This is a genomic window from Plantibacter sp. Leaf1 (genome assembly GCF_001421315.1).
Classification (GTDB): domain Bacteria; phylum Actinomycetota; class Actinomycetes; order Actinomycetales; family Microbacteriaceae; genus Plantibacter.
Map to the genome: position 1 here is coordinate 2402296 of NZ_LMJX01000002.1, position 12549 is coordinate 2414844.

Here is a 12549-nt window from a genome sequence, read left to right on the forward strand (position 1 = left end):
CCGGTCGAGGGCAGCCTCAGTCCCAGGCGTCCGAACCCGGCTGCAAGCGGGCGATGAGTTGGATCTCGACGGGCGCATCGCCGGGAAGCGCAGCGACACCGAGTGCGGCCCGGACGGGCAGGGCGGCGTCCGGGAAACGCTCGACGACGACGGCGCTCGCCGCGTCGGCGATCTCGCTCAGCCGGACGAACCCGTCGGCCACCGCGAGGTACACCGTCAGTGAGACGACCTCTCCGAGCGCTCTGCCCTCGGGTACGACGCTCGCGGCGGCCGCGAGGGCTCGCTCCGTTGCCACTCGGGTGGCTGCCAGCGCTTCGACGTCGTCCAGTTCACGGCCGATCCGCCCGGTCGCCAGGAGCGCGCCGTCGACGCGGGGGGTCATGCCGGCCGTGTGCACCAGGTCGTCGACGAGCCGGGCGACCGAGTAGGCGCCGGCCGGCCGGACCGTCGCATCGATCATGCCTCGATGCCGGCCGCGGTCGCGAGTCCGGTCAGGCAGGCGACCATCCGCTCGAGCGCCGCCGCCCACTCGGTCTCGTCGCGGGCGTAGCAGATCCGGAAGTGGCCGGTTCCGGAGGGGCCGAACTGGTACCCGGGAGACACGACGACCTGAGCCTCGCGCTGCAGGGCTCCGGCCACCTCGACGTCCGACACCCCGAAGGCGGAGACGTCGAGGAACAGATAGGCCGTCCCGTCCTGCGGCGTCATCCGCAGCCCCGGCACCCGCGACAGGCTCTCGACGGTGGTCCGCTTGATCGCCTCGAGGTCGGCGATGCGTTCCCGGAGGAAGTCGTCGTCGTCGACGAGCCACCGGGCGAGCATGCGCTGGGCGTAGGCGGGCGCGCGGAGCGAGGTCATGGCGAGCGTCTGCTCGACCGACGCGATGACGTCCTCCGGGGCGACGACGACGCCGATCCGGAACCCGCTCATGGACTCGGTCTTGGAGGGGCCGAGGAGCGTGATGGTGCGATCCGCCATGCCGGGCTCCGAGCGGAGGTGCGGGAACGGGACATCGGTGTAGAGGAGTCGGCTGTACAGCTCGTCGACGAGGACACGGAACCCGCCGGCGAGGGCGAGGTCGGCGACCCGGGAGATCATGTCCGCGGGGTACACGGCGCCGGTGGGGTTGTTGGGGTGCGAGAACATGAGCAGCTTCGGCTGCTCGGGGAGGAACCGTTCGACCGCGTCGAGGTCGAGGCTCGGTTGTCTTCCGTCCAGGATGAGCGGGATGCGCTCGACCCGCGCGCCCAGGAAGGCGAGGATGCGTTCGCAGAACAGGTAGTCCGGGTCGGCGAGGAGGACGAGGTCGCCCTCGTCGACGAGCGAGGAGAGCGTGGTGAAGAGCGCTCCCTGCGTGCCTGGCGTCAGCGCCAGGTTGCCGGGGCCCACCGGGCTGCCGAGGAAACCGCCGATCGCCGTCGCGAGGTCGGCGAGCACGCCGGGGTCGCCGCGGTAGGGGGTGTACGCCCAGGCGCCGGTCGCGACCGCCTCACGGATGGCCTCGTCCGCCCAGGCCGGTGGCGGGAAGCGGACCGTGTCGAAGTGGGTCGTGTCGAGGAGCCCGTGGCCACCGCCGTCCAGGCGGAGCGAGAGGTCGGCCTCGCGGACCGAGAGCCCAGGCGCGGCATCCCGGTAGGTGAGGTGTGTTCGCGCCACGCGGGCGCTCTGGGCGGGGCGCAGGCCTGGAGCGGCGGGCGTGTCGCCGCCGAGCTGAGCGGTGGTGGCCGCAGGCGGGTGCACAGACATACGAGCTCCTCAGAACGATGAGGTCCGCCTCATCCGGACCTGTCATCTGTAGACTGTATACTATCGACAACCGGTGATCCATGATCCGTCTCGAAGCCGACACTCGTCGGGATCGGCGGAAACGCGCAGTCGTTGCGTCGCGACAGCCGCGCGCGCACGTTTCGTGCTCGTAACGAATCTGCACCGGAAGCCTCCTGAGTTTGAGGGAGTTGTTCGGACCGTGCTGTAATCCTCTACAAGCACGTGCGAAGAACCTGCACACAGCCGTGCCGTCTCTCACACACAGAAAATGAGGTCGACATCAATGTCATCCCCACGTAGTGGATTCCGGAAGAGCGCCGTCGCGCTCGCGGGTCTCTCCATCTCCGCTCTCGCCCTCGCCGGCTGCGCCGCCGGTGGCGGCAGCGGCTCCAGCAGCGGTGCCAGCGGCACGATCGTCATCGGTACGACCGACAAGGTCACCACGCTCGACCCGGCCGGTTCCTACGACAACGGCTCGTTCGCCGTCATGAACCAGATCTACCCCTTCCTGCTGAACACGCCGTACAACAGCCCCGACGTCGAGCCCGACATCGCCGAGTCGGCCGAGTTCACCTCGCCGACCGAGTACACGGTGAAGCTCAAGGAAGGCCTCAAGTGGGCCAACGGCAACGAGCTCACCTCCTCAGACGTGAAGTTCAGCTTCGACCGCCAGCTCGCCATCGCCGACGACAACGGCCCGTCGTCGCTCCTCGGCAACCTGGAGAAGACGGACGCGCCTGACGACCTCACCGTCGTCTTCACGCTGAAGACCGAGAACGACCAGACCTTCCCGCAGGTGCTCTCGAGCCCCGTCGGCCCGATCGTCGACGAGGACGTCTTCTCGGCCACCGAGCTGACGCCGGACAACGACATCGTCAAGGGCAAGGCCTTCGCCGGTCAGTACACGATCGACAGCTACAAGTTCAACGAGCTCATCTCGTACAAGAAGTACGCGGACTACCAGGGCCTCCTCGGCGAGGCGAAGAACGACACCGTCAACGTGAAGTACTACACCGACGAGTCCAACCTGAAGCTCGACGTCAAGCAGGGCAACATCGACGTCGCGTCGCGCAGCCTCTCCGCGACCGACATCGAAGACCTGAAGAAGGACAAGAACGTCAAGGTCATCGACGGCCCCGGTGGCGAGATCCGCTACTTCGTCTTCAACTTCGACACCATGCCGTACGGTGCGACCACCGCCGACGCCGACCCCGCCAAGTCGCTCGCCGTCCGCCAGGCCGCTGCCGACCTCATCGACCGCGCCGCGATCGCCAAGGACGTCTACAAGGACACCTACACCCCGCTCTACTCCTACGTGCCCGCCGGCCTGACCGGTGCCACCGAGTCCCTCAAGGGCCTCTACGGCGACGGCGACGGCGGCCCGGACGCGGCGAAGGCCAAGGAGACGCTCGAGGCAGCCGGCGTGACCGTTCCGGTCGCGCTCAACCTCCAGTACAACGGTGACCACTACGGTTCCGGCTCCGGCGACGAGTACGCGCTCATCAAGGACCAGCTCGAGGCGGACGGTCTGTTCACCGTCAACCTGCAGCAGACCGAGTGGGTGCAGTACTCGAAGGACCGTACGACGGACGTCTACCCGGCCTACCAGCTGGGTTGGTTCCCGGACTACTCCGACGCTGACAACTATCTGTCGCCGTTCTTCGCCACGGACAACTTCCTCGCGAACCACTACGACAACCCGGCCGTCAACGACCTGATCAACCAGCAGCGCTCGACGACGGACGCCGACGCACGGACGAAGCTCATCGAGCAGATCCAGGATCTCGAGGCGGCCGACCTGTCGACCATCCCGCTGCTCCAGGGCGCTCAGGTGGCGGTCGTCGGCAAGGATGTCGAGGGCACCGTCCTCGACGCGTCGTTCAAGTTCCGCTACGCACCCATCAGCAAGGGCTGAGTAGCCTGACCAACTGATATCCGACTATGGTGAGTCGGACGTCGCGATCGGGGTGGCTCCACAGAGCCGCCCCGATCGTCTGTCCGGGCTCTACCGAGTCGGTGATCGAGGAGGATCCACTGCAATGACGGCAGCTGTCGCAACCCCACCCCCCAAGGCGGCCAGACGTTCCGGAGGTGGCGGACTCTGGCGGTACCTCGTCATCCGCTTCCTGTTGATCATCCCGACGGTGTTCATCCTGGTCACCATGGTCTTCTTCCTGATGCGCCTGACCGGTGACCCGATCACCGCGGCGCTCGGAGGCCGGCTCCCGGCCGACCAGCTCGCGGAACGCATCAGTGCCGCCGGCTACGACCGGCCGCTCTTCGTCCAGTACTTCGAGTTCCTCGGACAGATCGCGGTCGGCAACTTCGGCACGACGATCTCCGACAACCGGCCTGTCATCGAGGTCCTCCTCACCTATGGCTCCGCGACCCTCGAACTCGCGATCTACGCCCTCATCGTCGCGTTCATCGTCGGCATCCCGCTCGGCATGCTCGCCGCCGCCCGCCGCGATCGCTGGCAGGACGCCGGCCTCCGCGTCTTCGCGATCCTCAGCTACGCCACCCCCGTGTTCTTCGCCGGCCTGCTGCTCAAGCTGATCTTCTCCGTCTGGCTCGGGATCCTCCCGGTCGCCGGTCGAGCCAGCACCGGCACGGAGCTGACGCTTCAGACCATCTCCAGCCCCTCCGGCATCTACCTGGTCGACGCGATCCGGCTCGGTGACCCGACGGCGATCAGCGACGTCCTCGCGCACGCCGTGCTCCCGGCCATAGCCCTCGGCCTGCTGACGGCCGGAGTCTTCCTGCGTCTCGTCCGCACGAACGTCATCGGCACGCTCGGCTCCGGCTACGTCGACGCGGCCCGCTCGCGCGGCGTCAGCGAGTTCCGACTCGTGACGAAGCACGCCTACCGTCCGGCGCTCATCCCGATCATCACCGTCATTGGCCTGCAGATCGCGCTCCTCCTCGCGGGCGCGGTCCTCACCGAGACGACGTTCGAGTGGAAGGGCCTCGGCTTCATGCTGAGCGAGTACCTGAAGGCTCGCGACTTCGTGGCCGTCCAGGGCATCGTCGCGCTCCTCGCGGTGATCGTCGCCCTGACCAACTTCATCGTCGACATCATCGCGGCGATCATCGACCCGAGGGTGAGGTACTGAGCATGAGTGCTCCGACAGCCACCACCGCCGTGCAGACCGCGCCCGCGAAGCGTCCGCTGCGCGAACGCCTGCCCGTCGTCAAGCAGTTCCGCCAGTCGGTGGGGCTGCAGCGCGCGATGCTCGTCATCGGTCTCGTCGTCACCGGCGTCTTCGTGCTCATCGCGATCCTCGCGCCGCTCGTCGCGCCCTACCGCTTCAACCAGTTGCGCGGCGACGACGGGTCGTTCGGCACGCAGCAGGCGCCGAACGCGACGAACCTCCTGGGCACGACCGTCGGCGGGTACGACGTCCTGTCCCGCGTGCTCTGGGGTGCCCAGACCGCGCTCTTCGTCATCGTGTCCGCGATCATCCTGTCGATCTTCATCGGCGTGCTGCTCGGCCTCGTCGCCGGATACTTCGGCGGCTGGCTCGACCGCGTGCTCGTGGTCGTGTGCGACGCCGTCTACGCGTTCCCGTCGCTGCTGCTCGCGATCGTCATGTCGATCGTGATCAGCCGCGGCCAGTCGAGCCTCTGGGGTGGCATCCTCGCCGCCGCGATCTCGATCACCGTGGTGTTCATCCCGCAGTACTTCCGGGTGATCCGCTCTGAGGTGGTCCGCATCAAGAGCGAGGCGTTCGTCGAGTCGGCGAAGGTGATCGGTGCGTCCAGCTCGCGCATCATGTTCCGCCACGTGCTGCGGAACGCGACGAGGACCCTGCCCCTCATCATCACGCTGAACGCCTCCGAGGCGATCCTCACGCTCGCGGGCCTCGGCTTCCTCGGCTTCGGCATCGAGCCGACCGCGGCGGCCGAGTGGGGGTACGACCTCAACCGGTCCGTCTCCGACGTCACGAGCGGTATCTGGTGGACCGCGCTGTTCCCCGGTCTCGCGATCGTGCTCGTCGTGCTCGGCATCACGCTCGTCGGCGAGAGCCTCAACGACCTCTCCGACCCGCGTCTGCGCAGCCGTCGTCGGGTCGGCGCCTCGAGTGGCTCCGTGGCCGCGACCTCGAGCATCACCACCGCCGGTGGCACGCCGGACAGCCCCGGCGGGGCCGGGATGATGGACGCCGAGTCGCTGGGAGCCGTCAGCGACGCTGCGGCCGACAGCGATCTGGAGAACCGACGAGAGGACGAGCGCTCATGAGCCTGTCGAAGCCGACCACCGGTCCACGCGACCTCGGCACCAAGGACATCGTCAGCATCCGCGACCTCGGCGTCTCGTTCTCGACCGACGCCGGCGCGGTGAAGGCGATCAACGACATCTCGCTGTCGGTCGCACCGCGCGAGATCGTCGCGATCGTGGGCGAGTCCGGATCGGGCAAGACGGTCACGGCGAAGACCATCCTCGGTCTGCTCCCCGAGACGGCGACCGCGTCCGGCGCGGTCGTGCTGCGTTCGCGCGACGGCTCGACGGAGCAGGACGTCGTCACGGCGTCGGCCGAGCAGCTGCGGTCGATCCGCGGCAGCGACGCGGCGATGGTGTTCCAGGAGCCGTCGACGGCCCTCAACCCCGTCTACAAGGTGGGGTGGCAGATCGCCGAAGGTCTCCGCGCGCACGGGTCGTACACGAAAGCCGAGGCGCGGGCGAAGGCCATCGACATCCTGCGCCGCGTCGGCATCCCGGAGCCCGAGGAGCGGGTCGACTACTTCCCGCACCAGTTCTCCGGCGGGCAGAAGCAGCGCATCGTCATCGCGATGGCGCTCGTGCTCGACCCGGGCCTCATCGTCGCCGACGAGCCGACGACGGCACTCGACGTGACCGTGCAGGCGGAGATCCTCGACCTGCTGCGTCGGTGCCGCGACGAGTTCGGGACGGCCATCGTCCTCATCACGCACAACATGGGCGTCGTCGCCGACCTCGCCGACCGCGTCGTGGTCATGTACCAGGGCGACATCGTCGAGGAGGCTCCCGTGCAGGAGCTGTTCTCCTCGCCGAAGGCCGAGTACACGAAGAAGCTGCTGTCCTCGGTGCCGCACGTCGGCCGCGGCAAGAGCTCAGCGCCGGCGGAGGTCGAGCGCGGCAAGCAGCTGCAGCTCGGCGAGCCGGTCGTCGTCGCGAAGGGGCTCGAGATCGAGTACCCCGGGCGCTTCGGTCGGGCCGGTTTCCGCGCGGTGAAGGGTGTGGACTTCACGATCCACGCCGGTGAGGTCCTCGGGCTCGTGGGCGAGTCGGGGTCCGGCAAGACCACCATCGGCCGCGCGATCGCCGGGCTCACGAAGGTCACCGGCGGCTCGCTGTCGGTGCTCGGTGTGGAGATGAACCGGGTGAAGGAGCGCGAGTTCGCGCCGAAGCGGCGCGAGATCGGGTTCGTGTTCCAGGACCCGGCCACGAGCTTCAACCCGCTGCTCACGATCGCGGAATGCGTCGCCGAGCCGCTCATCGTGCACGGTCGCTTCGGCGACGCACGTGCGGCCCGGCGTCGGGTGGACGAGCTGCTCGAAGCGGTCCAGCTGCCGAAGGCGTTCGGCGACCGCTTTCCGCACGAACTCTCCGGCGGACAGCGTCAGCGCGCATCCCTCGCGCGGGCGCTCGCGCTCGAGCCGGCCCTGCTCGTGGCGGACGAGCCGACCTCGGCGCTCGACGTGTCGGTGCAGGCGCGCGTGCTGGAGCTCTTCGCCGAGTTGCAGCGCGAGTTCGGCTTCGCGTCGTTGTTCATCAGCCACGACCTCGCGGTGGTCGACATCCTCGCCGACCGCATCGTCGTGCTGTACCGCGGCGACATCGTGGAGGAGGGGCCCGGCTCGGCGGTGCTCGGTGCGCCGAGCGACGTCTACACGCGTCGCCTGCTCGCGTCGCTCCCGGTGCCGGATCCGGCCGAGCAGGCCGTCCGTCGCGAGGAGCTCCGCCGCCTCCGCGCCTGACGTCCGCTTGGTCCCTGAGCTTGTCGAAGTGCCCACCCTGGTCACTGAGCCTGTCGAAGTGCGCCCTTCGACAAGCTCAGGGACCAGGGCGGCTCAGGAAACGGGCGGGCTCAGGGACAGATGCCTCAGAAACCGCCGACTCAGCCGAGCTTGACGGCGGTCCCGTAGGCGACGACCTCCTGGTAGTTCTGGCCCACCTCGGCCGCGTCGAAGCGCATCGCGAGCACGGCGTCGGCGCCGAGGGCGGTGGCCGCTTCGATGAGGCGCTGCTTCGCCTCCTCGCGGCTCTCCGCGAGCTGCCTGGTGAGCCCGGACAGCTCGCCGCCCAGGAGCGCCTTGAAGTTGGCGCCGATCTGCACGCCGGCGTTGCGAGCGCGGACCGTCAGCCCGGTCACCTCGCCCAGCACCTCGGTGACCTGTCGGCCGGGGACATCGTTCATCGTCGAAATCAGCATGGTCGCAGTCTGGCACCGGCCCGCCGACCCCCATAGGGGGGATGTCCCGCCCTTCCGCGTCGGTCGTGGTCGGCGGGTGACGGCAGACTGGGGTGGTGCACATCGTCCTCCAGCAGCTCGACGGCGCCCGCGTGCGCGTCGTGCACCTCGAGGACCGCCCGGCGTCGCCCGGCGAGGCAGCTCCCACGCCCGAGACCACCATCACGCGCGCCGAACTCCCCGCGCTCGTCCGCCGCCTCGAGGCCACCCAGAACCCGCCGCGTTGGGTCTGGGACGACACCTCGCTCTGGTACCCGGCGCTCCTCGCCGCGGGGGTCCGCGTCTCGCGCTGCGTCGACCTCCGGCTCTGTCACAACATCCTCCGCAATGCCGCGTTCACCGCCGACTCAGACCTCGCCACGGCACCGCCCGGCCCCTGGGACGAGGTCCTCGACCCACGGGTCGCCCAGCGCGCGGAGGCGGTCGGTACGCTCTTCGACCTCGACCTCCCTGGTGGTGAACGCGACGCCGTCGCCGAGTTCGCCCTGCAGCGTGCCGCGGTCGACGGCGCGACGCCGCAGGGGCGCTCGCAGCTCGGACTCCTGCTGGCCGCCGAGTCCGCCGGCGCGCTGATCGCCTCCGAGATGACGTTCGCCGGCCTGCCGTGGAACGCCGAGGCCCACGACCGCATCCTCGCCGACGCACTCGGGCCGAAGGTGCCGCCTGGTGTCCGTCCTGCCAAGCTGGTCGAGGTCCTCGAAGAGGTCAAAGCCGCCCTCGGGGTGCAGGAGCTCAGCCCCGAGTCGCCCGGCGAACTCCTCAAGGCCCTCCAACGCGCCGGCATCCAGGCCACCTCCACCCGCCAGTGGGAGCTGCAGGAGATCGAGCACCCCGTCATCGAGCCGCTGCTCCGCTACAAGAAGCTGTCGCGACTCCTCACGGCGAACGGTTGGACCTGGGTCGAGACCTGGGTGAAGGACGGCCGGTTCCGCCCCACCTACGTGCCCGGTGGGGTCGTCACCGGCCGGTGGGCCTCGGATGGCGGGGGAGCCCTGCAGCTCCCGCACCAGGTCCGGGGTGCGGTCCTCGCGGACGAGGGCTGGCGGTTCGTCGTCGCCGATGCCGCGCAGCTCGAACCGCGGATCCTGACCGCGATGTCCGGTGACCGCGCGATGGCCGACGCCGGCCGCGGGGTCGACCTGTACCAGGGCATGGTCGACGTCGGCGCGGTCGACACCAGGCCGCACGCCAAGATCGCCATGCTCGGAGCCATGTACGGAGCGACGACGGGGGAGAGCGGTCGCCTCCTGCCCCGGCTGACGAGGGCGTTCCCGCGGGCGATCGAGTTCGTCGAGACGGCCGCGAGGGCCGGTGAACGCGGCGAACGGGTGAGCACCCGGCTCGGCCGCACCTCACCGCTCCCCGGTGAGACCTGGCGCGAGATCCAGTCGGCCGCCTCGATGGAGGGCGCCAATGCCGCAGCGACCCAGCGCGCCCGCATGGAGGCACGCAGCTGGGGGCGCTTCACCCGCAACTTCGTCGTGCAGGGCACCGCCGCCGAGTGGGCGTTGTGTTGGATGGCCGGCCTCCGCACGCGGCTGCAGGCGCTCGCCGCAGAGATCGGGGGCGCGAATGCCGCGCTCACCGGATCGGCGCACCTCGTGTTCTTCCTCCACGACGAGATCGTCGTCCACTGCCCGGAGGGGCAGACCGAGCGCGTCGTCGCCCTCGTGCGCGAAGCAGCGGCCGAGGCCGGGCGCCTCATCTTCGGTGCGGCGCCCGTCGAGTTCCCGGTCACCACGGCCGTCGTCACCTCCTACGCCGACGCCAAGTAATCGGCGAGGGTGAGCCCGGCCGAGCTCAGCCGCCGGTGATCGCCCGGATCGCGTCGCCGATGATGAGGTACCACCCGTAGACGGCGAGGACGAGTCCGATGACCCACCACCATCCCGTCCGACGGGACAGGCGCCGCCCCTGACCGGCCACCCCACGGGGCGGACGGAGCAGAGGGAACGAGCCGATGACGGCCGCCGTGTCGGTCGGGTCCAGCCGTCGATCCCGCCAGCGCTCCCACTGGGCGATGCGCTCAGTCAGGATGTCGACGACGGACATGAGCCAGCTCCACACCTCGGGGTCGAGGGTCGAGAGGTCCTTCGGGGCGTAGAGGAAGAGGTGGTCGTCGACGATCTCGACGTCGAGCTCGGCCACGGTGTCGATGAACCGGGCCATGATGTCGGGCGTGAACAGGTACAGGGCGTCGGTCTCGTACCCGCGCGGGCAGTACAGCTCGAAGTGGCGGTCGAAGTCCCCCTCGAGCGACAGGCGTTGGTCCTTCGCGAAGGTGACGGGGAGCCGAGGGTGCCGGAGGGAGTTGTTGCCGACGGCGTCGAGCACGATGTGGGGGAGCGGCACCGGGAGCCGGAGCGCGACGTAGCCCCAGCGGTGTTCCTTGCGGTTCCGTCCCGAGCCGACGATCGTGCGCTGGTTCCCGACCGACAATGGCGACCGTCCGTCGCGCCAGAGGAGATCCCGGACCACGCTCGTCCCGCCCATCGTGAAGATCATGCCGGGCAACGCGACCGGAATGGCGGTCGGCCGGTAGTTCAGCCCATTCGCCCGCGCGAAGCGGTCGAGCCGGAATTGCCGGACCCCGCTCCGCCGCCGGATCGTGCGGACCAGGAGGAACACCATCCCGACGGGCAGGGCGAGGTAGGGCAGGAGGATCAGGGCCGAGGCGTCCCACGGTTCGGCCGGGATCGAGCCGTCCTCGAGGACGAACCACCAGGCGGACAGGAAGCCGACCGGCAGCACGAAGAGCACCACGGCCGGCCAGACCACCGAGATGAGCGGCGGACGGACGTCACCGGGGAGCCGCCTGCGGTACTCGCGGAGAGCGCCTCGGTCGATCGGTTCGGTGAGTGGCCGGGTGTCCAGCGCAGCGCTTCGCGTCACCGAGCTGGTCATCGGAGGTCGGGGTGTTCCGCCGGACGTGGGGCCGGCGGCGGCGTTGCGGGCAGCGGTGTGCTGCGGCTCGCGAGGACGGCGAGCGCGCGCCCCGACGCGTGCACGAGCGTCTCCAGCGGGCCGCGGCGACGGGTCAGCGCGACGATCCAGCCGAGCAGTAGGGCACCGGCGACGTGGAGGGCCCAGAGTTGGGGGCTCGAGATCAGCCAGGCGGTGTCCTGGTACGACCCGACGATCGCTGCGATGAGCGCGCCGACCGACGCCATGAAGACGTGCGCCGAGTAGACGGTCAGCGGCGCTGCGCCGGCCCCGGTCGCCGGCATGAGCACGCGCGTCCAGCCGCGGTTCAACACGGTCCCCAGGGCCAGGCACAGGCCGATGACGACCGCGGCGATCCCGATCGTGAAGACGAGGTCGAGCGTGGTGCCGGAGTGCGGTGAGCGGGCAACGAGCCACCAGAACGAGTCCGTCGGGCTCGTGCCGTACATCCCCTCCGTGAGGGCGTCCTCGACGGCGGTGATCGTCGTCGGGTCGGGCTCGAGGCCGCCGGTCATGCCGCGGGCGATGCCCTGGACACCACCGAGCGGGCCGAGGAGGAGGGCGGCCATCCGGTCGGCTGCGATCGCGACCCCGAGCCCGATCGCGGCGAGTAGCAGGGCGAAGCGGCGGAGCGTCCCGTCGGCTCGCGCAGCCATGAGCATCCGACCGATCGCCATCCCGACGAGGACGTAGACGATCCAGGTGAGCGCCGGGTATACGCCCGTGATGAGGAGCCCGCGGGCGAATCCTCCGGTCGCGACATCGAACCAGGACGCGCTCCCGATCTCCGGTGAGTCCACCCCGTCGAGCGGCATGCGGACCGCCTGGGAACAGATCGGCCAGACGATCGCCCAGATCCCGGCGAGGATGAGCAGGGTGTGCGGCCGCCAGGTGACGGCCGGGATCGCCAACCAGAAGGTGACGCCGTAGTAGGCGATGATCACGTAGATGCCCCCGGGGATGACGCCGAGGGTGAGGCCGAGGACGAGCAGGGTGAAGCCGCGCCCGAAGAGGTTGAGCCGCGCGGCGGCGGGGGAGCCGGCGGCGAGGTCGCGTCGGCTGGTGAGCACGATGCCGATGCCGGCGAGGACGGCGAACAGGGCGGCGGCCTTGCCCGACAGCACCTGCGTGATCGGGGTGTCGCCGCCGGTCGCGATGTCGTACGCCCAGACGTGCGTGGCCATCATGCCGATGAGGGCGAGGAAGCGGGCGAGGTCGAGCCCGACGAGTCGGTCGGCTCGGGATCGGCTGGCTGGCGTGCTCATCCGGACCAGCATCCCACGTGCGCGGCCCGCGCGACAGGCCCGCGGTGGCGGTCGCAGTCCCCGTCCGGTACACTATGAAGGTTGCCCGGGCGCGTCCGCTCTGTTCTCGGCCGGTAGCAACG

The 12549-nt window shown here is 69.7% G+C and carries 10 protein-coding genes; 5 read left to right on the plus strand and 5 right to left on the minus strand.

The window, feature by feature from the left end; genetic code table 11:
- Positions 1 to 16: 16 nt before the first annotated feature.
- Positions 17 to 460: a RidA family protein gene (locus tag ASE44_RS13535; RefSeq protein ID WP_056780615.1), complete on the minus strand. Its 444-nt coding sequence runs from the start codon at positions 458 to 460 to the stop codon at positions 17 to 19.
- Complete coding sequence (locus tag ASE44_RS13540) at positions 457 to 1746, minus strand: pyridoxal phosphate-dependent aminotransferase (protein ID WP_082456016.1); 1290 nt, start codon at positions 1744 to 1746, stop codon at positions 457 to 459. The genes ASE44_RS13535 and ASE44_RS13540 overlap by 4 nt, the downstream gene beginning before the upstream one ends.
- A gap of 304 nt (positions 1747 to 2050) precedes the next feature.
- Here ASE44_RS13540 and ASE44_RS13545 point away from each other — a divergent pair, with 304 nt between their 5' ends.
- The 4 genes from ASE44_RS13545 (at position 2051) to ASE44_RS13560 (ending at position 7725) form a co-directional block, all read left to right on the plus strand.
- Complete coding sequence (locus tag ASE44_RS13545) at positions 2051 to 3682, plus strand: ABC transporter substrate-binding protein (protein WP_056010334.1); 1632 nt, start codon at positions 2051 to 2053, stop codon at positions 3680 to 3682.
- Between the two features lie 124 nt (positions 3683 to 3806).
- The gene (locus ASE44_RS13550) at positions 3807 to 4880 is read left to right on the plus strand and encodes an ABC transporter permease (RefSeq protein ID WP_056780617.1); all 1074 of its coding nucleotides are present in this window, start codon (positions 3807 to 3809) and stop codon (positions 4878 to 4880) included.
- Positions 4881 to 4882: 2 nt separating this feature from the next.
- Entirely contained in the window at positions 4883 to 6007 is a 1125-nt protein-coding gene (locus ASE44_RS13555; protein WP_056780621.1) for an ABC transporter permease, read from the plus strand.
- Complete coding sequence (locus ASE44_RS13560; protein ID WP_056780624.1) at positions 6004 to 7725, plus strand: ABC transporter ATP-binding protein; 1722 nt, start codon at positions 6004 to 6006, stop codon at positions 7723 to 7725. The genes ASE44_RS13555 and ASE44_RS13560 overlap by 4 nt, the downstream gene beginning before the upstream one ends.
- Before the next feature lie 140 nt (positions 7726 to 7865).
- Here the strand turns inward: ASE44_RS13560 and ASE44_RS13565 are convergent, their stop codons facing one another.
- Complete coding sequence (locus ASE44_RS13565) at positions 7866 to 8180, minus strand: YbjQ family protein (RefSeq protein ID WP_056780626.1); 315 nt, start codon at positions 8178 to 8180, stop codon at positions 7866 to 7868.
- 95 nt (positions 8181 to 8275) lie between these two features.
- Here ASE44_RS13565 and ASE44_RS13570 point away from each other — a divergent pair, with 95 nt between their 5' ends.
- Positions 8276 to 9994: a bifunctional 3'-5' exonuclease/DNA polymerase gene (locus ASE44_RS13570; RefSeq protein WP_056781227.1), complete on the plus strand. Its 1719-nt coding sequence runs from the start codon at positions 8276 to 8278 to the stop codon at positions 9992 to 9994.
- Positions 9995 to 10019: 25 nt separating this feature from the next.
- Here ASE44_RS13570 and ASE44_RS13575 read toward each other — a convergent pair whose 3' ends face one another.
- Both ASE44_RS13575 and ASE44_RS13580 read right to left on the minus strand, forming a co-directional pair.
- The gene (locus ASE44_RS13575) at positions 10020 to 11111 is read right to left on the minus strand and encodes a hypothetical protein (protein WP_235522608.1); all 1092 of its coding nucleotides are present in this window, start codon (positions 11109 to 11111) and stop codon (positions 10020 to 10022) included.
- An 8-nt stretch (positions 11112 to 11119) separates the two neighbouring features.
- On the minus strand, positions 11120 to 12427 hold the full coding sequence (locus ASE44_RS13580) for a heparan-alpha-glucosaminide N-acetyltransferase domain-containing protein (protein ID WP_162235755.1): 1308 nt from the start codon (positions 12425 to 12427) through the stop codon (positions 11120 to 11122).
- Positions 12428 to 12549 lie beyond the last annotated feature (122 nt).